32 protein-coding genes are annotated in these 25,719 nt (G+C 70.1%); 15 read left to right on the top strand and 17 right to left on the bottom strand.

Features of this window, described 5'->3' with window-relative positions; translation table 11 throughout:
* The first annotated feature begins 34 nt into the window (after positions 1 to 34).
* The 3 genes from QSK37_RS03165 (at position 35) to QSK37_RS03155 (ending at position 2,971) form a co-directional block, all read left to right on the top strand.
* The gene (locus QSK37_RS03165) at positions 35 to 1,084 is read left to right on the top strand and encodes a PhoH family protein (RefSeq protein WP_285617384.1); all 1,050 of its coding nucleotides are present in this window, start codon (positions 35 to 37) and stop codon (positions 1,082 to 1,084) included.
* 91 nt (positions 1,085 to 1,175) lie between these two features.
* Complete coding sequence (ybeY, locus tag QSK37_RS03160; protein ID WP_285617383.1) at positions 1,176 to 1,658, top strand: rRNA maturation RNase YbeY; 483 nt, start codon at positions 1,176 to 1,178, stop codon at positions 1,656 to 1,658.
* On the top strand, positions 1,655 to 2,971 hold the full coding sequence (locus QSK37_RS03155) for a hemolysin family protein (RefSeq protein ID WP_285580654.1): 1,317 nt from the start codon (positions 1,655 to 1,657) through the stop codon (positions 2,969 to 2,971). Before ybeY ends, QSK37_RS03155 begins: the two co-directional genes overlap by 4 nt.
* 15 nt (positions 2,972 to 2,986) lie before the next feature.
* Here the strand turns inward: QSK37_RS03155 and QSK37_RS03150 are convergent, their stop codons facing one another.
* Positions 2,987 to 3,577, bottom strand: coding sequence for a hypothetical protein (locus QSK37_RS03150; RefSeq protein WP_285617381.1), 591 nt, complete (start codon positions 3,575 to 3,577; stop codon positions 2,987 to 2,989).
* A gap of 88 nt (positions 3,578 to 3,665) precedes the next feature.
* Here QSK37_RS03150 and QSK37_RS03145 point away from each other — a divergent pair, with 88 nt between their 5' ends.
* Both QSK37_RS03145 and era read left to right on the top strand, forming a co-directional pair.
* Positions 3,666 to 3,995, top strand: a complete 330-nt coding sequence (locus QSK37_RS03145) for a cytidine deaminase (protein WP_285617379.1) — start codon at positions 3,666 to 3,668, stop codon at positions 3,993 to 3,995.
* A gap of 50 nt (positions 3,996 to 4,045) precedes the next feature.
* Positions 4,046 to 4,960 carry a GTPase Era gene (gene era / locus QSK37_RS03140; RefSeq protein ID WP_285617378.1) on the top strand — a complete coding sequence of 305 codons (915 nt, stop codon included), beginning with the start codon at positions 4,046 to 4,048 and terminating at the stop codon, positions 4,958 to 4,960.
* Between the two features lie 12 nt (positions 4,961 to 4,972).
* Here the strand turns inward: era and QSK37_RS03135 are convergent, their stop codons facing one another.
* Complete coding sequence (locus tag QSK37_RS03135) at positions 4,973 to 5,581, bottom strand: hypothetical protein (protein WP_285617377.1); 609 nt, start codon at positions 5,579 to 5,581, stop codon at positions 4,973 to 4,975.
* A gap of 195 nt (positions 5,582 to 5,776) precedes the next feature.
* On the opposite strand from QSK37_RS03135, the gene QSK37_RS03130 reads away from it, so the two are divergent.
* From QSK37_RS03130 to leuA, 4 genes are all read left to right on the top strand, one after another.
* A complete protein-coding gene (locus tag QSK37_RS03130) occupies positions 5,777 to 6,391 on the top strand; it encodes a zinc-ribbon domain-containing protein (protein ID WP_285617376.1) in 615 nt (204 codons plus the stop codon).
* 39 nt (positions 6,392 to 6,430) lie between these two features.
* Positions 6,431 to 7,189 carry a dimethylargininase gene (ddaH, locus tag QSK37_RS03125; protein WP_285617374.1) on the top strand — a complete coding sequence of 253 codons (759 nt, stop codon included), beginning with the start codon at positions 6,431 to 6,433 and terminating at the stop codon, positions 7,187 to 7,189.
* A gap of 222 nt (positions 7,190 to 7,411) precedes the next feature.
* Entirely contained in the window at positions 7,412 to 8,623 is a 1,212-nt protein-coding gene (locus tag QSK37_RS03120) for a Cmx/CmrA family chloramphenicol efflux MFS transporter (RefSeq protein ID WP_285617372.1), read from the top strand.
* A 179-nt stretch (positions 8,624 to 8,802) separates the two neighbouring features.
* Positions 8,803 to 10,479, top strand: a complete 1,677-nt coding sequence (gene leuA / locus QSK37_RS03115) for a 2-isopropylmalate synthase (RefSeq protein WP_285617371.1) — start codon at positions 8,803 to 8,805, stop codon at positions 10,477 to 10,479.
* Positions 10,480 to 10,716: 237 nt separating this feature from the next.
* Here leuA and QSK37_RS03110 read toward each other — a convergent pair whose 3' ends face one another.
* The 3 genes from QSK37_RS03110 to QSK37_RS03100 form a co-directional block, all read right to left on the bottom strand.
* On the bottom strand, positions 10,717 to 10,965 hold the full coding sequence (locus QSK37_RS03110) for a protealysin inhibitor emfourin (protein ID WP_285580641.1): 249 nt from the start codon (positions 10,963 to 10,965) through the stop codon (positions 10,717 to 10,719).
* 2 nt (positions 10,966 to 10,967) lie between these two features.
* Positions 10,968 to 12,005, bottom strand: a complete 1,038-nt coding sequence (locus QSK37_RS03105; protein WP_285617370.1) for a M4 family metallopeptidase — start codon at positions 12,003 to 12,005, stop codon at positions 10,968 to 10,970.
* 106 nt (positions 12,006 to 12,111) lie between these two features.
* Complete coding sequence (locus QSK37_RS03100; protein ID WP_285617368.1) at positions 12,112 to 12,552, bottom strand: hypothetical protein; 441 nt, start codon at positions 12,550 to 12,552, stop codon at positions 12,112 to 12,114.
* 125 nt (positions 12,553 to 12,677) lie between these two features.
* Between QSK37_RS03100 and recO the strand changes: the two genes are divergently transcribed.
* Complete coding sequence (recO, locus tag QSK37_RS03095; RefSeq protein ID WP_285617367.1) at positions 12,678 to 13,463, top strand: DNA repair protein RecO; 786 nt, start codon at positions 12,678 to 12,680, stop codon at positions 13,461 to 13,463.
* A 15-nt stretch (positions 13,464 to 13,478) separates the two neighbouring features.
* Positions 13,479 to 14,270 (top strand): isoprenyl transferase, encoded by a 792-nt coding sequence (locus tag QSK37_RS03090; RefSeq protein WP_285617365.1) that lies wholly within the window; start codon positions 13,479 to 13,481, stop codon positions 14,268 to 14,270.
* On the opposite strand, the gene QSK37_RS03085 is transcribed toward QSK37_RS03090, so the two are convergent.
* The 4 genes from QSK37_RS03085 to QSK37_RS03070 form a co-directional block, all read right to left on the bottom strand.
* Positions 14,263 to 14,865: a TetR/AcrR family transcriptional regulator gene (locus QSK37_RS03085; protein ID WP_285580633.1), complete on the bottom strand. Its 603-nt coding sequence runs from the start codon at positions 14,863 to 14,865 to the stop codon at positions 14,263 to 14,265. The two genes, QSK37_RS03090 and QSK37_RS03085, sit on opposite strands and share 8 nt — an antisense overlap.
* A gap of 97 nt (positions 14,866 to 14,962) precedes the next feature.
* A complete protein-coding gene (locus QSK37_RS03080) occupies positions 14,963 to 15,412 on the bottom strand; it encodes a hypothetical protein (RefSeq protein ID WP_285617362.1) in 450 nt (149 codons plus the stop codon).
* A gap of 145 nt (positions 15,413 to 15,557) precedes the next feature.
* On the bottom strand, positions 15,558 to 16,163 hold the full coding sequence (locus QSK37_RS03075; protein WP_285617360.1) for a hypothetical protein: 606 nt from the start codon (positions 16,161 to 16,163) through the stop codon (positions 15,558 to 15,560).
* Between the two features lie 209 nt (positions 16,164 to 16,372).
* Positions 16,373 to 16,966, bottom strand: a complete 594-nt coding sequence (locus QSK37_RS03070; protein WP_285617359.1) for a helix-turn-helix domain-containing protein — start codon at positions 16,964 to 16,966, stop codon at positions 16,373 to 16,375.
* A gap of 93 nt (positions 16,967 to 17,059) precedes the next feature.
* Between QSK37_RS03070 and QSK37_RS03065 the strand changes: the two genes are divergently transcribed.
* Together QSK37_RS03065 and QSK37_RS03060 are read left to right on the top strand one after the other, a co-directional pair.
* On the top strand, positions 17,060 to 17,368 hold the full coding sequence (locus QSK37_RS03065; protein ID WP_285617357.1) for an FAD-binding protein: 309 nt from the start codon (positions 17,060 to 17,062) through the stop codon (positions 17,366 to 17,368).
* Complete coding sequence (locus tag QSK37_RS03060) at positions 17,365 to 18,594, top strand: MFS transporter (protein ID WP_285617355.1); 1,230 nt, start codon at positions 17,365 to 17,367, stop codon at positions 18,592 to 18,594. Before QSK37_RS03065 ends, QSK37_RS03060 begins: the two co-directional genes overlap by 4 nt.
* Before the next feature lie 370 nt (positions 18,595 to 18,964).
* Here QSK37_RS03060 and QSK37_RS03055 read toward each other — a convergent pair whose 3' ends face one another.
* Both QSK37_RS03055 and QSK37_RS03050 read right to left on the bottom strand, forming a co-directional pair.
* On the bottom strand, positions 18,965 to 19,294 hold the full coding sequence (locus tag QSK37_RS03055; RefSeq protein WP_285617354.1) for a MerR family transcriptional regulator: 330 nt from the start codon (positions 19,292 to 19,294) through the stop codon (positions 18,965 to 18,967).
* A gap of 971 nt (positions 19,295 to 20,265) precedes the next feature.
* Entirely contained in the window at positions 20,266 to 20,919 is a 654-nt protein-coding gene (locus tag QSK37_RS03050) for a TetR/AcrR family transcriptional regulator (RefSeq protein ID WP_285617353.1), read from the bottom strand.
* A gap of 84 nt (positions 20,920 to 21,003) precedes the next feature.
* Between QSK37_RS03050 and QSK37_RS03045 the strand changes: the two genes are divergently transcribed.
* The gene (locus QSK37_RS03045; protein WP_285617352.1) at positions 21,004 to 21,741 is read left to right on the top strand and encodes an SDR family NAD(P)-dependent oxidoreductase; all 738 of its coding nucleotides are present in this window, start codon (positions 21,004 to 21,006) and stop codon (positions 21,739 to 21,741) included.
* Here QSK37_RS03045 and QSK37_RS03040 read toward each other — a convergent pair.
* From QSK37_RS03040 to QSK37_RS03015, 6 genes are read right to left on the bottom strand one after another with little or no spacing between them, the layout of a single operon-like run.
* Positions 21,722 to 22,111: a hypothetical protein gene (locus QSK37_RS03040; RefSeq protein WP_285617351.1), complete on the bottom strand. Its 390-nt coding sequence runs from the start codon at positions 22,109 to 22,111 to the stop codon at positions 21,722 to 21,724. The two genes, QSK37_RS03045 and QSK37_RS03040, sit on opposite strands and share 20 nt — an antisense overlap.
* Before the next feature lie 42 nt (positions 22,112 to 22,153).
* Entirely contained in the window at positions 22,154 to 22,522 is a 369-nt protein-coding gene (locus QSK37_RS03035; protein WP_285617350.1) for a Fur family transcriptional regulator, read from the bottom strand.
* Positions 22,519 to 23,340 (bottom strand): metal ABC transporter permease, encoded by an 822-nt coding sequence (locus QSK37_RS03030; protein ID WP_285617349.1) that lies wholly within the window; start codon positions 23,338 to 23,340, stop codon positions 22,519 to 22,521. Before QSK37_RS03030 ends, QSK37_RS03035 begins: the two co-directional genes overlap by 4 nt.
* The gene (locus QSK37_RS03025) at positions 23,337 to 24,095 is read right to left on the bottom strand and encodes a metal ABC transporter ATP-binding protein (RefSeq protein WP_285617348.1); all 759 of its coding nucleotides are present in this window, start codon (positions 24,093 to 24,095) and stop codon (positions 23,337 to 23,339) included. Before QSK37_RS03025 ends, QSK37_RS03030 begins: the two co-directional genes overlap by 4 nt.
* On the bottom strand, positions 24,092 to 24,979 hold the full coding sequence (locus QSK37_RS03020; protein ID WP_285617347.1) for a metal ABC transporter substrate-binding protein: 888 nt from the start codon (positions 24,977 to 24,979) through the stop codon (positions 24,092 to 24,094). The genes QSK37_RS03025 and QSK37_RS03020 overlap by 4 nt, the downstream gene beginning before the upstream one ends.
* A 51-nt stretch (positions 24,980 to 25,030) precedes the next feature.
* A complete protein-coding gene (locus QSK37_RS03015; RefSeq protein WP_285580613.1) occupies positions 25,031 to 25,306 on the bottom strand; it encodes a DUF6703 family protein in 276 nt (91 codons plus the stop codon).
* A 65-nt stretch (positions 25,307 to 25,371) separates the two neighbouring features.
* On the opposite strand from QSK37_RS03015, the gene QSK37_RS03010 reads away from it, so the two are divergent.
* Positions 25,372 to 25,668, top strand: a complete 297-nt coding sequence (locus tag QSK37_RS03010) for an antibiotic biosynthesis monooxygenase family protein (protein WP_285617345.1) — start codon at positions 25,372 to 25,374, stop codon at positions 25,666 to 25,668.
* The last annotated feature ends 51 nt before the right edge of the window (positions 25,669 to 25,719 follow it).

The raw sequence follows: 25,719 nt of genomic DNA, 5'->3' as shown, positions 1-25,719 counted from the left end.
AAGGCAGGGACGAAAAGGCCGCAAGGCCGGGCCTATGGCCGATTCAACTCACACCGCTGAAGCCACACCGGACAGCGCGCGCACGCAAGTCAAGATCGTGATTCCGGACGACCTCTCGATGGTCGCCCTGCTGGGCTCGCGCGACGAGCTTCTCGACGTCGTCGAGAAGACGTTCGCCAGCGACGTCCACGTACGGGGCAACGAAATCACGATCACCGGCCCCGCCGAGGAGACCGAGCTCGTCGCCAAGCTCTTCGAAGAGCTGCTCGACCTGCTGAAAACCGGCACGCCGATCACTCCCGACGCGATCGAACGCAGCGTGGCGATGCTCCGCGCCGAGACCGACGAACGCCCCGCCGAGGTGCTCACCCTCGACATCCTCTCCGCGCGCGGGCGCACGATCCGGCCGAAGACGCTCAACCAGAAGCACTACGTCGACGCGATCGACAAGCACACGATCGTGTTCGCGATCGGCCCGGCGGGCACGGGCAAGACCTACCTCGCGATGGCCAAGGCCGTGAAGGCCCTCCAGGCCAAGGAGGTCAACCGGATCATCCTGACCCGCCCGGCCGTCGAGGCGGGCGAGCGCCTGGGCTTCCTGCCCGGCACGCTGTACGAGAAGATCGACCCGTACCTGCGCCCGCTGTACGACGCCCTGCACGACATGATCGACCCGGACTCGATCCCCCGCCTCATGGCCGCCGGCACCATCGAAGTGGCCCCTTTGGCCTATATGCGCGGTAGGACCCTTAATGACTCCTTCATCATTCTCGACGAGGCGCAGAACACCTCGCCGGAGCAGATGAAGATGTTCCTGACCCGGCTCGGGTTCGGGTCCAAGGTCGTGGTGACCGGTGACGTCACCCAGGTCGACCTGCCGTCGGGGCAGGACAGCGGGCTCCGGGTCGTGCAGGCGATCCTGGACGGCATCGACGACATCAGCTTCCGTACCCTGACGAGTAAGGACGTGGTCCGCCACAAGCTGGTGGGCCAGATCGTCGACGCGTACAACCGCCACGACATGCGGAGCCGGCCCCGTGAGGGCGCCCAGGACGGCCGCGGCCCACGCAAGCGGGGGCGATGACAGTGAGCACGAGTGAACCCGACCGAGCGAGCGGAGTGGGTCGTCGAGGTACGAGGCGGGCCGCGGAGCGAGTGAGGAGGGTGAGCGAGCAGTGAGCATCGAAGTACTCAACGAGTCTGGTGAGGGCGTCGACGAGACGACGTTGTCGGCGCTGGCGACGCATGTGCTCGACCGTATGGACGTCCACCCGCTCGCCGAGTTGTCCATCGTCCTCGTGGACGAGGCGGCGATGACCGAGCTGCACGAGAAGTGGATGGGCGAGCCCGGTCCGACCGACGTGCTGGCCTTTCCGATGGACGAGCTGCGCCCGGGTCACGTGTCCGGCGGCACCGAGGACGCGCCGGCCGATCCGGCGCTGCTCGGTGACGTCGTGCTCTGCCCGGTGATCGCGGCTCAGCAGGGTCGCAAGGCGGGCCACGGCACGGAGGCGGAGCTGCACCTGCTGTGCACGCACGGCATCCTCCACCTGCTCGGCTACGACCATGCCGAGCCCGAGGAACACAAGGAGATGTTCGGCCTGCAAGCGGAGCTTCTCGCCTCCTGGCGTGAAGCTCGCGCGCAGGCCCCCTCATGACGACGCCGATGATCTGGCTGGTGATCCTCGCCGCCGCCCTGGTGACGGTGGCGGGCCTGTTCGCCAGCGCTGAGACGGCCCTGGCCCGGATCTCGCGGGTCCGGGTCGAGGAGCTGGTTCGCGAAGACGGCCACAACGCCCGCATGCTGGCGCAGGTCGTCGCGGACTCCCCGCGTTACCTGAACCTCATCCTGCTGTTGCGCGTCAGCTGCGAGCTGGCCGCGACCGTGATCGTCACCGTCGTGTGCACGCACTGGCTCGGCCACAACTGGCGGGCGTACGCCACGGCCGCCGCGGTGATGATCGTGGTCAGCTACATCGCCGTCGGGGTCAGCCCGCGCACGCTCGGCCGTCAGCACGTCGACCGGGTGGCGCTCCTGGGCGCCGCGGTGATCCATCCGCTGGCGCGGGTGCTGGGGCCGCTGCCGAAGCTGCTCATCCTGCTCGGCAACGCCCTGACGCCCGGCAAGGGCTTCCGCGAGGGCCCGTTCACCTCCGAGGCGGAGCTGCGGGACCTGGTCGACCTGGCCGAGCAGCGGCGCCTCATCCAGCCGGACGAGCGAGAGATGATCCACTCGGTGTTCGAGCTGGGTGACACGCTCGTCCGCGAGGTGATGGTGCCGCGCACCGACATGGTCTTCATCGAGCGTGACAAGACGCTGCGGCAGGCGCTGTCGCTCGCGCTGCGCAGCGGTTTCTCCCGCATCCCGGTGGTGGGGGAGAACGAGGACGACGTGGTCGGCATCGCGTACCTGAAGGACATCGTGCGCCGCAGCCACGAATACCACGACGGCGAGTCGGTGGAGCGGGTCGAGTCGATCATGCGTCCGGCGACGTACGTGCCGGACAGCAAGCCGATCGACGAGCTGCTGCGGGAGATGCAGGCCCGGCAGACGCACTGCGCCGTGGTGATCGACGAGTACGGCGGAACGGCGGGGCTGGTCACCATCGAGGACATCCTCGAGGAGATCGTCGGCGAGATCACCGACGAGTACGACCAGGAGAGCGCGCCCGTCGAGCAGCTGGCCGACGGGCGGGCGCGGATCACCTCCCGGCTGCCGGTCGAGGACCTGGCCGACCTGTACCACGTGGAGATCGACGTGGACGAGGTCGAGACCGTCGGCGGGCTGCTGGCCCACGCCCTCGGCCGCGTCCCGATCGCCGGCTCCCAGGCGACGGTCGCCGGCCTGCGGCTGACCGTGGAGAACCTCGCCGGCCGCCGCAACAAGATCGGCACCATCCTGGTCGAGCGCGTACCGCCCGAAGACGAGGAGGAGCGGCCGGCCGAGGACCGCGAGAACGCCGAGGCCTGACCTCCCGCGGCCCTACTAGGCGTCCACGGCCCCCGTCATGAAGTCCGCGATGAGTTCGGCCGGGTTGGCGGCCTCGGTGAGGGCGAACATCTCGTCGGGTTCGAACATGTCGTAGAGGATCACCGGCAGCGGTCGTCCCAGGGTCCGGACGATCAGGCCCTCGGCGTGGAGCCGCCGGGCCAGGTCGACGCACAACTCGTGGAACAGCGCGTCGAGCCGTTCGCCGCGTTCGGACCGCTCCTGTTCGGACAGCTCGTCGGTCTCCTCGTACCACAGGCCCTGCTCGGCGGCCTCCGCCCGGTGGAGCGCGGAGCCGCGAGCGTCGCGGTCGGGGTCGTGGCCCGCGATGTGGACGCCCTCCAGCCCGGTCGGCGGGAAGTAGGCGTAGCTCCAGCGGATCTCCCACGGGTCCGGCGGGTTCGGCGGCACCAGCAGCCGGGCGACCTCGGTCTCGGTGTTGTAGCCGATGGCCACGTACGGGAACCGGGGGTCCTGGTCGACGCTGTCGATCCGGAACGTGACGGTGTAGATGTCCGGCGCCGACTCCACCGGGAACTTCTCGAGGGCGCGCGCGACGGCGTCCTCCATGTGCTGCCGGAACGTCATTCGATCTACTCCCTGGTGGCCGTACGAACATTCTCGCGGTCGCCCTCGGCGGATCCCGCCGCGTCCGCGGGCACGTACGCTGGCGGGCGTGAGCGAGCTCGATGCCGAAGACCTGAAGATCATTACCCTCGCACGTTCGACGCGTGCCCGTGCCGGTGCGGCCGAGGGCGCCGCCGTACGGGACGAGACCGGGCGGACGTACGCGGCCGGGCCGGTCGACCTGCCGTCCCTCAAGCTGACCGCGTTGCAGGTCGCCGTGGCCATGGCGGTCTCCAGCGGTGCGGAGGACCTGGAGGCCGCGGCCGTCGTCACCGAGGACGAGGCGCCCGACATCGCGGCCGTTCGTGACCTCGGGCCCAAGGCGCCGGTGCTGGTGGCCGCGCCGGACGGCTCCGTACGCACCGTGCTGAGGGGCTGACCGGCGCCATGCGGTCCGGCGGCGACCGCGAGTACGCCACAATCGACAGTGTGACCTCGCCCCAGACCGGCACCCGATTCAAGTCGGGGTTCGCCTGCTTCATCGGTCGCCCCAACGTGGGCAAGTCCACGCTCATGAACGCTCTCGTCGGCAGCAAGGTGGCGATCACCAGCAGCAAGCCGCAGACGACGCGGCGGACGATCCGGGGCATCGTGCACCGGCCGGACGCGCAGCTCGTCATCGTCGACACGCCCGGCCTGCACAAGCCGCGAACACTGCTGGGCGAGCGGCTCGACAGCCTGGTGCGCTCCACGTTGAGCGAGGTCGACGTGATCGGCTTCTGCGTGCCGGCGAACGAGCAGGTCGGTCCGGGCGACCGGTTCATCGCCGCCGAGCTGGCCCAGGTGAAGCGCACGCCGGTCGTGGCGATGGTGACCAAGACCGATCTGGCGAGCCGCCAGCAGGTCGCCGAGCAGCTGCTCAAGGTGTCGCGGTTGGGGGAGTGGGCCGACGTCGTGCCGTGCTCGGCCGAGTCGGGCTTCCAGCTCGACGTCGTCGGTGACGTGCTGGTCAGCCGGCTGCCGGAGGGCATGCCGCTCTACCCCGAGGGCGAGCTGACCGACGAGCCCGAGCAGGTGCTGGTGGCCGAGCTGATCCGCGAGGCCGCCCTGGAGGGCGTACGCGACGAGCTGCCGCACTCGATCGCGGTGGTCGTGGAGGAGATGGCGCCGCGCGAGGGCCGCGACGACCTGGTCGACGTGCACGCCTGGCTGTACGTCGAGCGGCCCAGCCAGAAGGGGATCGTCATCGGCCCGAAGGGCGCGCGGCTGAAGGACGTCGGCACGCGCGCCCGGCGGCAGATCGAGGCGCTGCTCGGCTCCAAGGTCTACCTCGACCTGCGGATCAAGGTCGCCAAGGACTGGCAGCGCGATCCCAAGCAGCTGCGCCGTCTCGGGTTCGACTGACCTGTCTGGGCGCTATCTCGCCTTGGACGTCGCGAAGGCGACGCCGCTCAGGCAGAGCACCGCGACGGCCATGATCAGTGAGATGTAGATGCCGGCCAGCAGGGAGACGTCCATGTTGGCCCGGAGAACGGCCGGCAGGCCCTTTCCGGCCTCCGAGTCGTAGTTGGCCTTGTCGCCGAAGACCTTGAGGATCACCACGATGGCGATCACCGCGGGCACGTCGGCGAGCAGCCCGAGCCTGCCGTTGTTCGCCATCGCCACGATGCCGAAGACGATCACGACCAGCGCGCAGAGCATGACGATCTTGCCCTCGGTGGAGCTGATGCCGTTCAGGCTGCGGCTGAAGGCGTGGCTCAGTGGAGTATCGTCCGGCGATCCGAGCTGGAGTTTCACCGAGATCCACGGCAGCAGCGTGCCGATGGCCATGAGCGCGCCCGCGATGGCGATGCCGATGCCGAGCGGCGAGCCCGTGCGGCGGGGCGTGGTGGGCTGCCAGGGAGGCGGCCCGAAGCCCGGTTGCGGAGGGCCCGGCGGCGGTCCGTATGGTGGGGGATAGCCTTGCTGCGGGGCTCCCCACTGCGGCTGATCACTGCCGCCGGGGGGTTCGTACGGCTGGTTCATGAGACGCAGCGTAGGAGTTCGGCCTGGGCCTGGACAGCCGTTCGGGATCATGGCGGGCCGGGGACCTGTTCCGGCCACCTATCCTTCGGGAGGGCGGAATCGGCGAACGGTTCCGGCCCGGCGGACGGATACGGCAGGATCGATGCCAGTGGGCGCCTTGCCGGAAAGCAGACCGGAAAGAGAAGGAGACCCTCCGTGTTGCTGATCTTCGGCCTCTCGGTGTTCTTCCGGACCGTCGGCCAGGGTGACTTTCACTGCCCCAACTGCGGAGGCGACCGGCACTACCGGCAGCGGGTCGCCCGCCGCTGGTTCACGCTCTTCTTCCTCCCGGTCATCCCGCTGAACCACGTCGGGGAGGTCGTCGAGTGCGGCACCTGCCGCAGCCGTTTCAACCTCGACGTGCTGCGGCTGCCCACCGCGCAGCAGATGGCGGCGGCCCTGCCGATGGCGATGCGTGCCGCGGCGGGCGCGGTGCTGGTGGCGGGGGACCCGGCCGACCCGGCCGCGCGGGTCCGTGCCGTCGAGGCGGTCCGCGGGTACGGCATGGCCGACTTCGACGACGAGGCGCTGACCGCCGCCCTGGAGGAGGGGCCGGACGGCACCGACGAGGTGATCGTCCAGGCGGGCGCCCAGCTCACCACCGAGGCGCGCGAATGGTTCCTCGCCCAGGTCGTCCGCATCGCCCTCGCCGACGGCGCGATCGGCGCGGGTGAGCGCCAGGCGCTGCACACGGTCGCGGGCCGGCTCGGCATGACGCCCGCGCACGCCGTCGGCGTGATCACCACGACCGAGGGGGCGGCGCGCGAGTGAGCGCCACGACGTCGTGGCCGGCCGTACGCGGAGGCGGCCATGGGTGAGCGGACCGCGCTGGTACGCCGTCCGAGCCCGCGCCTCGGAGACGGCATCGTGACGCACATCGAGCGCAGGCCGGTCGACGCGGCGCTCGCCGCGCGCCAGCACGAGACGTACGTCGCGGCGCTGGAGTCCGCGGGCTGGCGGGTGCGCTGGCTGCCGCCGGCCGACGACCTGCCCGACGGGGTGTTCGTCGAGGACACGGTGGTCGTCTGTGACGACCTGGCCGTGCTCGGCCGGCCCCGGGTGCCCGAACGCGTGGAGGAGATCCCCTCGATGGAGGGCACGGTCGCCGAGCTGGGCCTGGAGATCACCCGGATCGACGAGGGCTTCCTCGACGGCGGTGATGTGCTGCAGGTCGGCAACACCGTGTACGCCGGGCGTTCGGCCCGGACGAACGAGGACGCCATCTGCCAGCTGACCCGGCAGGTGGCCACCCGCGGGCGCCGCCTGGTGCCGGTGGCGCTGAACGACTGCCTGCACCTGAAGACCGCGATGACGGCGCTGCCGGACGGATCGCTCATCGGCGTCCCGGAGCTGGTCGACACCTCGGCCCTGCCGTACCTCCGTGTGGCCCAGGAGCCGGCCGGCGCACACGTCGTGGTGCTGGGGGAGAAGCAGGTGCTGGTGGGCGCCTCCGCGCCGCGTACGGCCGACCAGCTCACCGCCGAGGGCTACGACGTGACGGTGGTCGACATCGGCGAGTTCGAGAAGCTCGAGGGCTGCGTGACCTGCCTGAGCGTCCTGGTCCCCTAGAAAACGCGGTGCGTCGAGTGGCCGGGCTGAGTATCGTGCCTGCCATGTCGAGCCCAGAGGCGGACAAGGTGGGGGCTTTCGGTCACCCGTCAGCCCCCTGACCCCTGAACCCCCTTGACCGGTCCCGCCCCGCCGCACGCCGGCGGCGGACGGGTACGGCCGGGGCGCTGACCGCGGTGACGAGACGTCTTCCCCGATCTCTCCTCACCCCGGAGTCCCCTCATGCCTCTGGCTCTGTATCTGCTGGCCGTGGCGGTCTTCGCCATGGGCACGTCGGAATTCATGCTCGCCGGCCTGCTGCCGGACATCGCCGCCGACCTCGGCGTCCCGGTCGCCACGGCCGGCCTGCTCACCTCGGCGTTCGCGATCGGGATGGTCGTCGGCGCCCCGCTCATGGCCGCACTCGCGCGCCGGTGGCCGCGACGGTCCGGCCTGCTGGGCCTGCTCGGCCTCTTCCTGGCCGCGCACGTCCTCGGCGCCCTCACCGGCAGCTTCCCGGTGCTCCTCGCCACCCGGGTCGTCGCGGCGCTCGCCAACGCCGGGTTCCTGGCGGTGGCGCTCACCACGGGCGCCGAACTGGTCCCGCCCGGCCGCAAGGGCCGGGCCCTGGCCGTCCTGCTGGCCGGCACCACGCTCGCCACCGTCGCCGGGGTCCCCGGCGGCGCCCTGCTGGGGACGCTGCTCGACTGGCGCGCCGCGTTCTGGGCGGTCACGCTGCTGTGCGTGCCCGCGGCGATCGGCATCGTGCGCGGCGTCCCCGCCGGCCCGGAGCGATCGCACGAGCCGGACGGGCCGGGCCTGCGCCGGGAACTCGCCGAGCTACGGCGTCCGCGACTGGCCCTGGCCCTGCTGCTGGGCGCGCTGCTCAACGCCGCGACGTTCGGCACCTTCACCTTCCTCGCCCCGATCGTCACCGAGGCCGCCGCGCTGGCCCCGCTGTGGATCCCCGTCGTGCTGGTGCTGTTCGGCCTGGGGTCCTTCGCGGGCGTCACGGTCGCCGGACGGTTCTCCGACCGGCGGCCCGCCGCCGTCGTCGTGGCCGGCGGGCCGCTGCTGCTCGGCGGCTGGGTCGTCCTCGGGCTCACCGCGTCGCACCCGGTGGCCGTGCTGGTCCTGGCCTTCACCCAGGGCGCGCTCTCCTTCGGGCTCGGCAGCACGCTGATCGCGCGGGTGCTGTACGAGGCGGCGGGAGCACCGACCATGGCGGGCTCCTACGCCACCGCCGCGCTCAACGTCGGGGCCACCGTCGGCCCGGTGATCGCCGCGGCCACGCTGAACACCTCGCTGGGCGAACGGGGGCCGGTCTGGATCAGCGGCGGCCTGGTCGCGGCCGTGCTCCTGCTCGCGCTGCCCTTCCGCCGCGCCCTGGCGCACCGCGACGCGCAGCCGACCATCGGGGCCACATCCGTCTCAGCTGATGGGACCGGATTGTGATGACCCGGGAGTCGTCTGTTAGCTTGGTCGGCGTGCTGCGTGAGCTGCTCCTCCTTAGCGGCCGCGACGGGGGCCTGTAAAAGGTCGGCTCCCTCGTCGCGGAGCTTCGGCGTGAACGCCGGCCGCAGGCACTTCTCCCGGGAGCATCCTTCAAAATGCATCGTCAACAGCCCAGTCCCATGCCTTTCGGCCGCTACACGCCCTTTCCCACGGTCGATCTGCCGGACCGCACCTGGCCGAGCAAGACGATCACCAAGGCGCCGCGCTGGCTGTCCACCGACCTGCGCGACGGCAACCAGGCGCTGATCGACCCGATGAGCTCCGCGCGCAAGCTGGCCATGTTCGAGCTGCTCGTACGCATGGGCTACAAGGAGATCGAGGTCGGTTTCCCGGCGGCCAGCCAGACCGACTTCGACTTCGTCCGCCAGCTCATCGAAGAGGGCCGCGTACCCGACGACGTACAGATCTCCGTCCTCACCCAGGCCCGTGAGGAGCTGATCGAGCGGACCGTCCAGTCGCTGGCCGGGGCGCCGCGCGCGACCGTCCACCTGTACAACGCGACCGCGCCGCTGTTCCGCCGCGTGGTGTTCGGCATCGACCGGGCCGAGTGCAAGGCCCTGGCGGTGGAGGGCACCCAGCACGTCATGAAGTTCGCCGAGCAGTACCTCGGCGACTGCGACTTCGGCTACCAGTACAGCCCGGAGATCTTCATCGACACCGAGCTGGACTTCGCGCTGGAGGTCTGCGAGGCGGTCATGGACGTCTGGCAGCCGGGGCCCGACCGCGAGATCGTGCTCAACCTGCCGTCGACGATCGAGCGCTCCACCCCCAACGTCTACGCCGACCAGATCGAGTGGATGAGCCGCAACCTGTCCCGGCGTGAGCACGTCGCGCTCTCGGTGCACCCGCACAACGACCGCGGCACCGCCGTCGCGTCGGCCGAGCTCGCGATGATGGCCGGCGCCGACCGGGTCGAGGGCTGCCTGTTCGGCAACGGCGAGCGCACCGGCAACGTCTGCCTCGTCACGCTGGGCATGAACCTCTTCTCCCAGGGCGTCGACCCGGAGATCGACTTCTCCGACATCGACGGCATTCGCCGCACCGTGGAGTACTGCAACCAGATCCCGGTGCACGAGCGTCACCCGTACGCCGGCGACCTGGTCTACACGTCCTTCTCGGGCTCGCACCAGGACGCGATCAAGAAGGGCTTCGACGCCCTGGAGCGCGACGCCGCGCAGGCGGGCGTGCCGGTCGGCGAATACCGCTGGGCGCTGCCGTACCTGCCGATCGACCCGAAGGACGTCGGCCGCTCGTACGAGGCCGTGATCCGGGTGAACAGCCAGTCCGGCAAGGGCGGCGTCGCGTACATCATGAAGACCGAGCACTCGCTCGACCTGCCGCGCAAGCTGCAGATCGAGTTCTCCCGGGTCGTGCAGGAGCACACCGACGGGGAGGGCGGCGAGGTCACGCCCGAGCAGATGTGGTCGATCTTCGAGGCGGAGTTCCTGACGAACGGGCCGAAGGTCGGGCTCCTCGCACACCGCGCGGTGTCGCGGGTCGACGAGAAGGACATGCTCAACGTCGACGTCCGCGTCGACGGGGAGATCCGCGAGATCGAGGGCATCGGCAACGGCCCGATCTCGGCGTTCGTGAACGCCCTGGCCACCATCGGCGTCCAGGCCCGGGTGCTGGACTACGCCGAGCACGCGCTGTCTGAGGGCAGCGACGCGAGGGCCGCGGCGTACGTCGAGTGCCAGGTCGGCGACCAGGTGCTGTGGGGGATCGGCATCGACGCCAACACCGTCACCGCCTCGCTGAAGGCCGTCCTGTCGGCGGTCAACCGCGCCATGCGCTGACCCTGAGCGACCGAGCCGCCGTGGTCCGCCTCCATCGGGGAGGCGGACCACGGCGGTTCTCTTTCGCGCGCCGTGACCGGCGACATTTCGACGGGCGGCGAGGGCGCCGCGGGATCAGCATCGAAGGCGGCGGTGTGTTCACCGTCGGCGGGCCGCTGGTCCTTCTCGTGGGCGACCCCGCCACGGCGTCGGCGGCGACGGCGGCCTGGTCCTGATCGGCGGCGCGGCGGGCGGGGATCAGCTGCCGTGGGTCATGACGTGGTCCACGAGCTCGCGCAGGGGGCCGTGGAGGTCGGCCTCGCCGACCTGGGCGGAACGGTCGCCTATCTGGATGTCATAGACGTACCGGTCGGGCTGGGGGCGGTGTCGCGGGACCTCGTCCAGGGAGACGCTGTCGATGAGTCCGGCCACCGCCGGATGGTCCGCCGAATCGACCTCGGCGCGGCGGACCAGTCCGGCGAACCCACCACTGCGGGTGACGGCCACTCTCACGCGACCTTGACACCCACCGTCGACCAGGCTTCGCGGACCGCGTCGCTCTCGGTGCTCTTCACACCGAACAGCTTGCCCGCGGTGGCATATGTCATGCTGGCGAACTTCGCGAAGTCCGCAGTCGTGGGCACCTTTTTGCCGGTGATGGTGTCGTACCAGATCCGTCCCGCCTTCTCCCACGCGTGTCCGCCGATGGCGGTCGCGGTCAGGTAGAACGCGCGGTTGGGGATGCCGGAGTTGATGTGCACCCCGCCGTTGTCGCTGTCGGTGTCGACGTAGTGCGCCATGTCGGCGGGCTGCGGGTCCTTGCCGAGGTTCGGGTCGTCGTACGCCGTGCCGGGCGCCTTCATCGAGCGCAGCGCGGTGCCGTGCACCCCGGTGGCGAACATGCCCTGCCCGATGAGCCAGTCGGCCTGGTCGGCGGTCTGCCCGAGGTGGTACTGCTTGACGAGCGAGCCGAACACGTCGGACAGCGACTCGTTGAGCGCCCCGCTCTGGCCCTGGTACTCCAGGCCGCCGGAGTACTGCGTGACGCCGTGCGTCAACTCGTGCCCGGTCACGTCGAGCGGCGCGGTGAAGGTGGCGAAGATCTGCTGGTCGCCGTCGCCGTACACCATCTGGGAGCCGTCCCAGAAGGCGTTGTCGTAGTCGACGCTGTAGTGCACCGAGGCGACCAGCGGCAGGCCGGCGCCGTCGATGGAGTTGCGGCCGTACGCGGCGTTGTAGAAGTCGTACGTGACGCCGAGCCAGTCGTAGATCTGGTCGGCCGCCTGATCGCCGGTCGCCGCGCCGCCCTCGGACCGCACCGTCGGGCCGGGCAGGGTCTCCTTGTGCCCGGCGTCGTGGATCGTGCGGTTGGCCGCGGCCGGCGCGGTGGCCTTGGGCGCCTCAGCGATCAGCTGCGCGGCGGCACGCGTGCCCCGCTGCGTGTGGTCGAGTGAGAGGGTCCGCTGGACGAGCTCGCGGACCTGCTCGTCACTGTGCTGCTCCGCGACGTGGCGGAGGACGTGTGGTGGGACGATCGCGCATCTCATGGATGCACATTTGCACGAGGCATGTGATCCACACCACTGTCCACCCGTCCGCATGTGGTCACTGGTTGTTAATTATCAACTACAAAGAGTCTGTAGTCGAAGGTTGTTACCAGCCGCCGTCCGAGTCGCCGCTGTAGTCGCCGTAGTCATCAACGACCTCGACCACGTCGACATGCTCCTCGATGACGTCGACGTGCTCTTCGATCACGTCGACATGGTGCTCGACCACGACCTCGTCGTGGTCGAACATCTCATTGACGATCATGCCGCCGACGAAACCGGCCGCGCCCGCGGCGACCACCGCACCAGCGCCGTAGCCGTGCCGGTGCGGAGGATAGTCCTGCGGGTAGCCCTGCTGCACGTATCCCTGCTGCGGGTACCCCTGCTGCACATAACCCTGCTGCGGGTAGCCGTGGCCCTGCAGGTGTTCGATCCAGCGTTGGGCGCACGCGGGGCAGGCGAGCACCGGACGTGGCGCGCCCCACTGCGGCGACCACGTGATCTGCTGGTTGCCGGGGCCGTGTGAGGCGTCGAAGAAACAGGTCACGTCTTCCCCTTGAGTCATACCGGATGGGATCCGAAGAATTCGACGATCGGGCGTTGTGCGCCGTTCCCGTGATCATCGCAGCCCTTCACGTCCGGATGCGCCGCAGGGTGCGGGACAATGGGCGGGTGAGTCTTTATCGTGACGAGGGCGTCGTGCTCCGCACCCAGAAGCTGGGCGAGGCCGACCGCATCATCACGATCCTCACGCGGCGCACCGGCCGGGTCCGCGCCGCCGCCAAGGGCGTGCGCAAGACCAAGTCGCGCTTCGGCGCGCGGCTGGAGCCCTTCACCCACGTCGACCTTCAGCTGTACGAACGCCGCTCGCTCGACCTGGTCACGCAGGCCGAGACACTGCGGCCGTACGGCGAGCGCCTCGCCCTCGACTACCCGCGCTACACCGCCGGCACCGCGATGCTGGAGACGGCCGAGAAGCTCACCCCGGTCGAGAAGGAGCCGGCGTTGCGGCAGTTCCTCCTCGTCGTCGGTGGTCTGCGCACCCTCGTGGAGGGCGGGCACGACCCGCGCCTGGTCCTCGACGCGTTCTTCCTGCGCTCTCTCGCCATCGCGGGGTACGCCCCGGCGCTGGAGGAGTGCGCGCGCTGCGGCGAGCGTACGGGCCGGGCGTTCGCGATCGCCGCGGGCGGCATGGTGTGCGGGTCCTGCCGGCCGCCGGGCTCGGCCAGCCCGGCGGAGGCGACGGTCGGGCTGATGATCGCCCTGCTCCGCGGCGACTGGGCGCGTGCCGACGCCAGCGAATCCCGCCACCGGGTAGAGTGCAGCGGCCTCGTCGCCGCCTACCTGCAATGGCATCTGGAGCACGGCATCCGTTCCCTTCGTCATGTCGAGAGGGAGTCGCCCGCGCGGGAGTCGCCCGTACGCGAGGAGCCATTGCGGGATGCCGTCATCGAATAGGAGAAGAACCGCACTATGAGGGCCGTACAGCCGCCGGATCCGCACGAGAGCGGAGCACGACCGCCGGAGCTGCCCAAAGAGCTGATCCCCAATCACGTCGCCATCGTCATGGACGGCAACGGCCGCTGGGCCAAAGACCGGGGGCTGCCGCGCACCGAGGGTCACAAGATGGGGGAGTACGCCCTCTTCGACGTGATCATGGGTGCGATCGAGCTGGGCGTGCCGTACCTGTCGGCGTACGCGTTCTCCACCGAGAACTGGCGGCGTTCGCCGGACGAGGTGCGCTTCCTCATGGGGTTCAACCGCGACGTCATCCGCCGTCGCCGCGACCAGCTCCACTCGATGGGAGTGCGCGTGCGGTGGGCGGGCCGGCGGCCGAAGCTCTGGCGCAGCGTCATCAAGGAGCTTGAGGACGCCGAGCGGATGACGGAGCACAACGACGTCCTGACCCTGCAGTTCTGCGTGAACTACGGCGGCCGGGCCGAGATCGCCGACGCGGCGGCGGCGATCGCCCGCGACGTGCAGGCCGGCAAGCTGCGGGCCGACAAGGTCAACGAGAAGGTCTTCCAGCGCTACCTCTACCGGCCCGAGGTGCCCGACGTCGACCTGTTCCTGCGGCCGTCGGGGGAGCTGCGCAGCTCCAACTTCATGGTCTGGCAGTCGGCGTACGCGGAGTTCGTCTACCAGGACGTGCTCTGGCCGGACTACGACCGCCGGAACTTCTGGCGGGCGTGCGAGGAGTACGCCCGCCGCGACCGGAGGTTCGGGGGCGCCATCCCCAACGAGGTCACCGCGGCGGTCAAGTAGCCCGGAGGGGACGTACGGGCTCGTCGGGCGGATCGCCGGCCGGCAGCCCGTACATCGTCAGCAGGCGGTGCCGGACGGCGGCGAGCGGATAGGTCTCGGGATAGACCGCGACCTTGAAGATGACGCCTTCGAGCACGCTGCGGAACAGCACCTCCTCCAGCGCGGGGTCCTCGGCCCCGCGCGCGGCGAAGATCTCCTGGAGCCGGCGCTCGAACTCCTCGACGGCGTCGGCCTTGGCGGCCTCGACGCCGACGAAGATCTCGCGCGTGCCGGGCTGGAGCATGAGGCAGAGCACGAGTCGCTGCACGCCGATGGTATTCGCGGCCGACTCCAGCGTGCGGTCGATGATGCCGGCGAGCCGCAGGTCGGGAGTGTCCTCGCCCTCGGCCGGGTCGGTCAGCGCGAGGATGGCGTCGAGCGCCTGGCCGAGCAGCGCCTGGAGGAGTTGCTCCTTGGCCGGGAAGTAGTACGACACCAGGCCCCGGGCGACCCCCGCCCGCTCGGCGATCTGGGCGATGGTGGTGCCCTCGTACCCGCGCTCGGCGAATGCCATCAGAGCCGCTTCCAGGATCCGTTGCTGTGACTGCTCACGCATTTCGCGGTTGACCTGAGCCGAACGTGGCGACAAGCGAACCCCCGGAGATCGATGACGGATCCCATTGTCCTCGCCTGCCGCCACGAAAGCGCACGGGTCAGGCGCGTACCCGGCCGTTGATGGCGCCGACAACGTTGCTGACGCCGCCCTTGTCGGCCGATTCCAGCTCCAGGTCGACACCGCCCTGGAAGGTGATCGCGAAGTTGTACACCTTGACGGACACCTGCGCGCGGCCGGACTCCAGCATCCGCGCCTCGGCGACCTGGGCGATCGGGATCTCGGCGACGAGGTCCTTGGCCCGGCCGAGCATGGACTGCTCGAACAGCAGCACCCGCCGGTCGGTGACCGCGAGGTTCATCTTGGGCGGCAGCCCGCCCTCCGCCGCCACGTCCACGAACCGGATGCCGACGACGTTCTGCAACGCCGAGTAGTAGCCCTCACGCTTCAGCGTGCCGGGGAGGTTGGCCATGCAACTGGCCACGAGTCTCTCGTCCGGCCCGAGGATCTTCGAGGCGGCCTTCTTGACGGCCCAGTCACGTGCGGCCATGTGTGTGCTCCATTCGCTTGGGAAGAACGTTGACTGTACAGCCAGCCAGTCATCGGCCGCCACCAGGACAAGGGATTGACACACATCATTCGCCCGTCGTTTCGGAGTCCGCTGGGCGGGTGGGACCGGGGGGTGGCCCCCTGGGTCAGTCCTTCGGCGTTTCGTAGATTCTCGCGTTATCCCCGAAGATGTGCCCGTAGTTGTTTCTCGCCTGTGAGTTGAACTCGTCGTGGGCCTCGGTCAGCCGGCGGTGTTCGGCGCGGGCCTCGCGGAGTCCGCCGGTGTCAAGGGAGAGACCGACGCTCCGGAGTTCGGTGGAGCCCGCCTTGAAGAGCAGGCCGTCAGCCCGGTCGAGGTGCTGTTCGACCCGGCCTGCGATGTCGATTGCCTTTTCGGCCGCCTTGCCATGATTACTCAGTTCGACCTGCATGCTGCGGGGAAGCCGGGGGTCGCCTACGAGTCCGGACGAGTAGTAGAAGGGGTGAAGGGCCCCCGCCGAGCCGGCCGTCTTCCGCGCGCCGTCCACGGCCCGCTTCGTCTCGGTCATCGCCGGGGCGTACTGGTCGAGGAGCGCACGGGACAAACCGTGTTGCGCCTTAGCCTGTTCCACAATGGCGTCCAGCTTCTGCTGGGCGGCGGTGGTCCGGGCGATGACCTCCGGCGCGGGGGCGTGGGAGACGTCCTTCGCGACCTGTTCCACCGCCGTGGGGCGCTTGAGGAAATTCTTCAGGACGACGTCGAACAGCGACACGCGGTGATTGAAACACCGCCGCGCCCGAACCGACGAACACTTCACCGGAATTCGGAATGCCCCCTGTCGAGCGCTGCAACAACTCCATCGGCCCCCATCACGGGCCGGTAGGCAGTGTTATCGCACCGGAAATCCGGCGCCGCCAACAGTGCCGACGGCAGCGACGGATCGCCTGCCCGGGACTGGCGATCCCGACAAGGTGTCTTCGCTCAGGACGCCTGCCGAGGGCGTGGGCTGGCGCGAATGTGCATGCGTTCTCCTTGGCGGCCGAACAGGTTGAGGACCTCGACGGGAGACTCGCCGGTGGGGCCGAACCAGTGGGGCAGGCGGGTGTCGAACTCAGCGGCCTCCCCTGATCCCAGGATCAGGTCGTGATCGGCCACGATGAGCCGCAGGCGTCCGGACAGCACGTAGAGCCACTCATAACCCTCGTGGGTGCAGGGCTCGGGCCGGTTCTGCTCAGCCGGGATGATCGACTTCCAGGCTTGCAGGGGTCCCGGGTGGGGGGTCAGCGGGATCACCGTGCGGCCGTTGCGAATGCGGGGCTTCGAGCGGATCCGGGGATCGCCGACCTCGGGCGCCCCGACCAGTTCGTCCAGCGGCACCTGATGTGCCTGTGCGATGGGCAGCAGGAGTTCCAGGCTGGGGCGGCGCTGGCCCGTCTCCAGCCTGGAAAGCGTGCTCTTGGAGATGCCGGTGGCCTCGGCCAGCGTGGACAGGCTCACGCCGCGTTCGGTGCGGATGCGCTTGAGGCGGGGGCCGACCTGGGCCAGCGTGGTGGCGATCGGGGATTGCTCGTCCATACCGCTCATTTCACCTCCTGCGTCCCAGAAACAGCAACGGAAGTTGTCGGTTCGCCACCGGGGCGCACACCATCGGGCGCGGAGGTGATCAATGTGATCAAGGCGACGAACGACCCGAACGGCAGCGCACCACGCACTGCCGATGACGGAGTTCTCGACGTGGTGGTGGTAGGAGCCGGAGCGGCCGGGCTGAACGCCGCCCTGCTTTCGGAGCGGGCCCGCCGCAAGGTGGTGGTGCTCGATGCCGGCGAGCCGCGCAACGCGCCCGCCGCCCATATGTACGGCTTTTTGTCCCGCGACGGATTGGCCGCCGCCTTCGCCATCAACACCGACCTGCTGGACGAAGACGTCGACCACGCCGTCGAACAGCGCCGCGCCGCGGTAGCGGGTGATGGCCGGTGAGCGCCGGCACCGCACAGCAGCAGGTGCCGGTCTCTGGCGGGAGGCTGCCACTTGGCGTCTACCTGCTCGCGTTCAGCCTGTTCGCCATGGGCAGCGCGGAGTTCCTGCTGGCCGGAGTCCTGCCGGAGATCGCCGACGACCTGAAGATCAGCCTGTCCTCCGCCGGCGCGCTGATCTCGACATTCGCCGTCGGTGTCGTGATCGGCGGACCTCCCTTCGCCATCATGACGCTGCGCTGGCCGCGACGCGCCACGCTGGCGACCACTCAGGCCGTCTTCGCCGCCGCGGTGACGATCGGCCTTCTGACCGACAGTTACACCGTGCTCCTGGCCACCCGCTTCGTCTGCGGCCTCGCCTATGCGGGGTACTGGGCGGTCGCAGCGGTCACCGCGATCGGCCTCGTCACACCCGATCACACCGCACGCGCCTCAGGCGTCGTCGTCAGCGGCCTCAGCCTGGCTATGATCGCCGGTGGCCCGGCAGGCGCATTGCTCAGTCACTTCACCGGATGGCGGGGCGGATTCTGGGGCGTGGTCGCCCTGACCGCCGCCGGTACGATCTCGAGCCTGCTCGCGATGCCGGCGACGAGCGCGGGGCAGGAGCCCAGCGTACGGCGTGAGCTTCACGCCATGAGGCGACCACAATTGTGGGTGGTCTACGCTGCCACCGTCCTGAGCACCGCCGCCTACATGATCTCGTTCAACTACCTCGCGGCGTTCCTGACCGACATCACCGGTATCCCCGGCGTCTGGGTCCCCGCCGTCCTCGCGCTGTTCGGCATCGGTGCCTTCGCCGGGCTGTCCGTCGGAGGCAGGATCGCCGACCGCCGGCCCTCTCAGGCACTCCTGGCCGGAGCGCTCGGGATATCGGCCAGTTCTGTCCTGCTCGCGATCCTGGCCCGGTATGCGCTGGCCGTCATCCCCCTCGTTCTCCTCCTCGGGATCGCTGGGTTCGTGCTGAACCCGGCCATCTACGGGCGGGTGTTCGCCATCGCATCAACGGCGCCGACACTCGCCGGAGCCACCACCGTCTCAGCGTTCCAGCTCGGCATCAGCCTCGTCCCGGCACTCGCCGGGGTCGCCCTGAACGCCGGCGCAGGCATCACTTCCGTCACCTGGATCGGCGCCGGCCTGGCGGCGGGCATCGTGCCGATCGTCCTTCTCGACCGGGCGTTCTCTCGCCGCCGGTCGCGGATGACGGTGAATGGGCTGAGTTCGCCGGGCTGAGCCAGGCAGCTCCGCCGGTGCGTACGTCCGGTCTGGTCGCGGGCGGCGGCCCGGACGACCGGGGATGGTGCGGCGAGGTTGTGCTCGAACCGGGGGCTTCACCACCGGTTCGAGCACGGCGCGCCGGCCAACCACTTCACTCACGCACCCTGGCCGACCACGTCGGCTCGGTCCCTAATACACGAGGCCACAGCTGGGGTGAAGCGAGCAGGGCGGAAGACCGGGGCGAGTGGGCCCCTCGACGGTCGAGGCGCTGCCTCATGGCCGGGACGCCGGCCCGGGCTGCGAAACCCCGCAGCCCGGGCGGGGCCGCCACGCCGTTCGGTGTAACAGACCGGAGGTCGCGGTTCGGTGGCGGACCTTGGCGTGCTCAGTGGTCTTGGCGCATCTCGGCGTTGAGCCGTTGTGCTTCTTGGAGCTGGTCCTCCAGGATGATGATGCGGCAGGCGGCGTCCAGGCCGATGCCCTCATCAACAAGTTCGCGGGCGCGGGCGGCCAGGCGGAGCTGGTAGCGGGAGTAGCGGCGGTGACCACCGGCCGAGCGTTGCGGCGTGATCAGCTTCGCCTCGTCCAGGCTGCGCAGGAATCCCGGCGTCGTGCCGAGCATCTCCGCGGCACGGCCCATGGTGTAGGCGGGGTAGTCATCGTCATCGAATTTGTCGGCCATCTTGTCCGGCATGGGCTGCTGGGCTGGATCCATCGCACCTTCCACATCATGAGGGCCCCGGTGCCGTAGCACCGGGGCCCAGGGTTCAAGAATCAACACCATCTACCGGCGATGACGCCGGCTTGTCGTATCCGCACCAGCGGCCCGAAAAGGCAGATAGTGCGGGGATCGCGTAAGCGTGACCGAAGACCACCTCTCGTTCCGATGGAACTGCGGTACCCGCCCGGCGAAACACAGCCAGTAGCGGGCGATCCGACGGCGTATGACCCTCCCCTTCTCCTCTGATCTTCCTCTTACCTTTCCTTTGGCCGTGGACCTTCTGGGACCTGCGAAGCTCGCCCCAGCGCGTCCGACGGCCTCATCGTCACCGCCCGGAGCCACTTACCGTTACTCGGCCCCAGCGCACCTGACGTCTTGCTCTTCATCTCACGGGCAGTTCGTCATCTCCCGTGTCTCTGCGATGTTCTCTTCGCTTGCGACACCAGGAACACTACCCATCCCACCGGCGAATGTCTACCTCGGTCACAGGAGATTTTCTCCTTCATGGAGTCAGTGAGCTGGAGCTCGAACGTGAGGCCGACCTCGCCGCGGACCGGGCCCGGGAGATCGTGAGGCGACCGTCACGCCTCCGTCCCCGGGAGGTGGTGAAGGCGCCGAGCGGACGAGGGAAGCAGGGAATCTTCCGGCCGGAACGCACGTTGTCAGAGATGCGGCAGCGTCCTCCGTCAACGGACCGAAAACACCGGTGCGACACACCCCCCCGGTGACCGGGGAAGCCAGGGTGACGTGCGATAATAAGGTGTAAATCCTTCCGGCTAGACCTCGCTGGATATTGTCATGTCTCAATTGCGTCGTGTTTTCGCTCGTATCCGTCGTCAGCCCGTCCAGGTACAGCCGTGGACCTACCGGCGTGTCGCCACTCCGGAAGAGATCGAGCGGCTGACGAAGGATGATCTGCGCCCAGCCGCGTGATCGCTTGACCGAGGCCGGGACGCCACCGTGCGTCACCGGCCTCGCATGAGCTTTTCCAGCTGATCGTCGGTGAGGGGCGGAACCGCGATCGTACGGGCCGCGTCGGCTCGCAGCCCGTCGACGACGAACGCCAGATGGCGGCGCCACGCCTCTGGAGCGGCCTCCATCGACTCCCGGATCACCTGCGACATGGCCCACATCAGCGGGACGAGGTCGCGTGTCTCGAAGTCGGCGCGCAGTCGTCCGCTCTCACGCGCCCGCCCGACGATGACCTCCGCCTGCGCGAACCCCCGCCGGCACGCCGCGCCGACCGCCGAGTCGTCGGGGAACCGCCGGGCCAGCGCGTCGTTGAGCCCATGGTCGCGCGCCTGGAGTTCGAACAGGCCGCCCAGGAACCGGACGAAACCCTCCCATGGATCCGGGTCGGCGAGGGCCTCCGCGGTGATTCGCTCCAGGTCGGAGAGCCGCTCGGGCAGGATCGCGTCGACGAGGTCCTGCCGCGTCGGGAAGTGGTTGTAGAGCGTGCCGATGCTGACCTTCGCTCGGCGGGCGATCTCCTCCAGGGGTGCGTCCAGCCCGCGTTCGCCGAAGACCTGAACGGCGGAGTTCAGCAGCTTGTCGCGGTTGCGCGCGGCGTCCGCCCGTAGATGCCTGGCTTGCGGCTGCATGTTCCTGGTTCGTCCCATAACTCGAAGGTTGCCTCAACTTCTATGCTAGCGTTCCGAGCAACTTGAGGGTCCCCTCAAGTTTCTGCTTCGGAGGGATGTGCCATGACGAAGACCGCCGTCGTCCTGGGTGTGGGGCCGGGTCTGGGGATGTCCATCGCGCACCGGTTCGGCCGGGAGGGCTACGCCGTCGCCCTGGTGTCCCGCAGCGACACGAGGCACGGCGGTTACCTCACCGCCCTGGCGGACGCGGGCGTCGAGGCGTCCGCCCTGACCGCCGACGTCCGTGACCGCGACCGCCTCGGGTCCGTCCTCGACGCGATCGCGGACCGCCACGGGAGCGTCGACGTCGTCTACTACGGCCCGGGCGCGGTCGACCCGTCGGCGCGGCCGGTGCCGATCGACCGGACCGGCTCCGACGCCGTACGGGAGGCGATGAGCTGGGTGTACCCGGCCGTCGACGTGGTGGAGAAGGTCCTGCCGGGCATGACCGAGCGCGGCGACGGTGGGCTGCTGTTCGCCGGCGGCCTGAGCGCCGTGGTGCCGATGCCGGCCCTGGGTCCCCTGGCGCTCGCCTCCGCGGCCCTGCGCAACTACGCCCTCACCCTGCACGCCGCCCTGGCCGGAAGCGGGGTGTACGCCGGCACCCTGACCATCGGAGGCCTGATCGAACGCGGCGACATTCACACGATGGTGACGTCACAGCCGGACCGCTACGGCGAGGTCCGGTCCCTGAACCCGGACGCCATCGCCGCCGAGGCCTGGCGCCTGTACACCGAACGCGACCGCCCCGAGGCCACCTTCAACGTGCTGAGCGGGGACGCTACTTCATCGAGCAGCTGAAGCGCAGCGGAGCCGCGGTCGTCCGCGGGATCGAGACGGCCTGCAGCGGCCCGCACCACAACCGGTCCGTGTGGGCGCCGATCCGATAGGCGCCCTTCGGCAGAGTGAGGCGGAAGATGCCGGAGGTGACGGTCACGCGCCGGATGACCTTGCCCGTGGCGGACAGAACGACGAGGGTCGAGGTCCTCGGGCGGAAGACATGGCCCGGCCACATGCCTCCGGCCGGCAGGACCTCCCCGGCGACCTCCGAGGCCGACGTGGCGCGCGGCGCCGGAGACAGCGACGTCCGGTGAGCCGACGGGGCGGGGGAGCGGGAAGAGCAGCCGGTGATGCCTCCGGCCAGCAGGACGACGATCGCGACTGACCTCACGCCCGGTCAATCTACTCAGTCCGGGCCCGCGACCCGGATCGGTCAGTGGTTCGAGCAGGTGCCGAAGACCTCGACCGTGTGGGTGACGTCGCGGAAGCCGTGTTCGGCGCCGATCGCCTCGGCCCACTTCTCCACCGCCGGGCCCTCGATCTCCACCGTACGGCCGCAGACGCGGCAGACCAGGTGGTGATGGTGCTCGTCCGTGCGGCACGCCCGGTAGACCGCCTCGCCCTCGTCGGTGCGCAGCACGTCCACCTCGCCGGAGTCGCTGAGCACCTGGAGGGCGCGGTACACCGTGGTCAGGCCGATGCGTGAACCCGCCGCCCGCAGGTCGGCGTAGATGTCCTGCGCGCTGCGGAAGCCATCCGTGGTGGACAACGCGCGGCGCACGTCGTCCCGTCGGCCCGTCATGAGCCCTCCGTACGGCGCATACGGATCAGTCTTCCAGTCCCGACGGCGGCGAGGAAGACGGCCATCGCCAGGAGGACGATCGTGGGGCCGGGGGCGATGTCGACGTCCACCGACACCCACAGGCCGCCCACGGCGGCCACGACGCCGACCACCACGGCCAGCCCGATCGTCGCCCGGAATCCGCGGGTGAGCTGCTGCGCGGCGGCGACCGGCACCACCATCAGCGCGCTCACCAGCAGCAGGCCGACCGCGCGCATCGCCACGACCACCGTCAGCGCCGCCGTGACCGCGATCAGCAGCGACAGGAACCGCACCGGCAGGCCGCTCGCCCGCGCGACCTCCTCGTCCTGGCACAGCACGAACAGCTCCCGGCCGAAAACGGCCAGGATGACGACGACGGCGACGGCCAGCCCCGCCACGACCCACAGGTCACCGGGGCTGACGCTGCTGATCGACCCGAACAGGTAGCTGTTGAGGTTCGCGCTGCCGCCGGACAGGTTGGCGAACAGCACGCCGCCGGCCAGCCCGCCGTAGAACAGCAGCGCGAGCGCCACGTCGCCACCGGTGCGCGTGCGCACCCGCAGCAGCTCGATCGCGACCGCGCCCAGGCCGGAGACGACCAGCGCCAGGATCGTGGGGGAGCTGCGCGTCAGCAGGCCGAGGCCGACGCCGGTGAGGGCGATGTGGCCGATGCCGTCGCCGAGCAGCGCCAGGCGCCGCTGCACGATGAACGTGCCGACGGCCGGGGCGGCGACGCCGACGAGCACGGCCGCGATCAGCGCCCGGCGCAGGAAGTCGTACGACAGGAGTTCGATCATGACAGGAGCCGGGGTTCGGACGCGGAGGCGTGCGGGTGGACGTGGTCGTGGCCGGGACGCGCGCACTCGCCCTGCGGCATCGGCGGGACGCCTTCGTGCACGATCCGGCCCGCCTCGAGCACGACCGACCGGGTGATCAGCGGCTCCAGCGGCCCGAGTTCGTGCGCGACGAGCACGACCGTGCGGCCCTGCCCGACCAGCTCGCTCAGGGTGGCGGCCAGGGTCTCCTGGCTGCGGGCGTCGACGCCGGCCGTCGGCTCGTCCATGACGAACGCCTCCGGTTCGCCGGCCAGGGCGCGGGCGATGAGCACGCGCTGCTGCTGGCCGCCGGACAGCTCCTGGGCGGGGTCGCGGGCCCGGTCGGCCATGCCGACGGCCGTCAGCGCCTCGTCCACCGCGCGCCGGTCGGCGGCCGAGGACGGGCGCAGCCGCGACTGCCGCGCGATCCGGCCGGAGGCCACGATCTCGCGTACGGTGGCGGGCACCCCTCCGCCGATGGAGAGGCGCTGCGGGACGTACCCGATGCGCTTCCAGTCGCGGAACCGCGCGGGCGGCACGCCGTACAGCTCGGCCCGCCCGGCGGACAGCGGGATCAGCCCGAGCAGCGCGCGGATCAGCGTCGACTTGCCGGAGCCGTTCGAGCCCATGATCGCGACGACCTCGCCGGGACGTACGGTCAGGTCGATGCCGCGCAGCACGGAGCGGCGGTCGTACCGCACCTCGCCGCCGGTCAGGGAGAACGGGGTCGTCGTCATGAGCACCCCAGAGCGGTTCGGAGCGTCGCGAGATCGCGGCGCATGATCGAGAAGTAGTCGTCGTGGGAGCCCGGCCGGACGCCCTCGACGGGGTCGAGCACCTCGGTGCGCACCCCGGCCTCACGCGCGAGCGTGTCGGCGGTCTTCGGGCTGGCCAGCGTCTCGGTGAACACGGTGGTCGCGCCAGTACGCCGGATCAGGCGGGTCATCTCCGCGATGCGCTGCGGCGACGGCTCGGCCTCCGGGTCCAGGCCCGCGATGCCGACCTGCGTGAGGCCGTAGCGCGCGGCCAGGTAGCCGAAGGCGGCGTGACCGGTCACGATCTCCTTGCGCGCGCAGGCGCGCAGCCCGGTGCGGAACTCGGCGTCCAGGGCGTTCAGGCGGGCGACGACCTGGGCGGCGCGGGCGCGGTAGCCGGCGGCGTTCTCGCCGTCGATCCGGGCCAGGCGCTCGCCGAGCGCGGTCGCGACGGTCGCGAATCGGGACGGGTCGAGCCACAGGTGCGGGTCGGCGGCGCCGTCGTTCGCCTCGTCCTGCGGGGCGGGCAGCGTCGTGACCACGGACTCGGCGTCGAGCGAGTGGTTCTTGGCGTGCTGGCGCACGGCCTTGTCCACGGCCGGCTGCACGCCCTTGATGTAGAAGGCCAGCTTGGACTCGCCGACGTCGATCACCTGCCGGGGCGTCAGCTCCAGGTCGTGCGGCTCGGCGCCCGGCTTGGTGAGGTTCTGGACGTAGAAGCCCGGACCGGCGACCTGTGCCGCCAGCCACGCGAGCGGATAGAACGCCGCGGTCAGCCTGGGTTTCCCGCCGGTGCCCGCCCTCGCCCCGCATCCGCAGACCACGAGCAGCGCGGCGAGCGCGATGGGCAGGATTCGGGAACGCACCGAACAAGTATGGGTGAACATGAAAATGATTGTCAAAATCACGCCATGTCGTCAGGAGACCAGTTTGGCGACCGCGATGGCGAGGATGACCAGCGGCACCGCGAACCGGATCACGCGGTGGGACGCGTTCCGCGTCGGCGAGGCCATGAACAGGAACCAGATGACGATCGCGAGCAGCACCAGCGCCACCGCCCCGAACGCCCCGGGTAGCGCCAGCCCCGCGATCAGCAGCGCCGGCAGCAGCACCAGCGGCACCCACCGCGGCAACTGGTTCACGTAGACGAGGAAGACGGCGCTCTGCCGGCGGACCGAGGATTTCGATGGCACCCCTCCATGGTGTCGTATCCAGGTCACCGGTGTGAGCGGCGCCACGGGTCCGGCATCATGGACGCGTGCTGGCCATCACCCGTTACCGCGTGTCCGCGGCCGAGACCGACGAGTTCGTCCGTACGGCCCAGGAGGTGCTCCGCGCCATCGAGGGCAGCCCGGGTCACCTGTCCGGGCGTCTCGCCCACGCCGTCGACGACCCCGAACTGTGGGCGATGGTGACCGACTGGGAGGGCGCGGGCTTCTACCGCCGTGCCCTCGGCGACTACGAGGTACGCCTGGCGCTCATCCCGCTGTCCCGCCTCGCCATCGACGAGGCGGGCGCGTACGAGATCGTCGAGCAGGCCGAGCGCGCCGGGTAAAGAGCCGGGCGACTCCACCCGAAAGACCGCACAAGTACGCCGCGCGCTCCC

Source organism: Actinoallomurus iriomotensis (genome assembly GCF_030269445.1).
GTDB classification, from domain to species: domain Bacteria; phylum Actinomycetota; class Actinomycetes; order Streptosporangiales; family Streptosporangiaceae; genus Actinoallomurus; species Actinoallomurus iriomotensis.
Note: the sequence above shows the minus strand (reverse complement) of the source record. Positions and strands in the feature narration are given on the sequence as shown.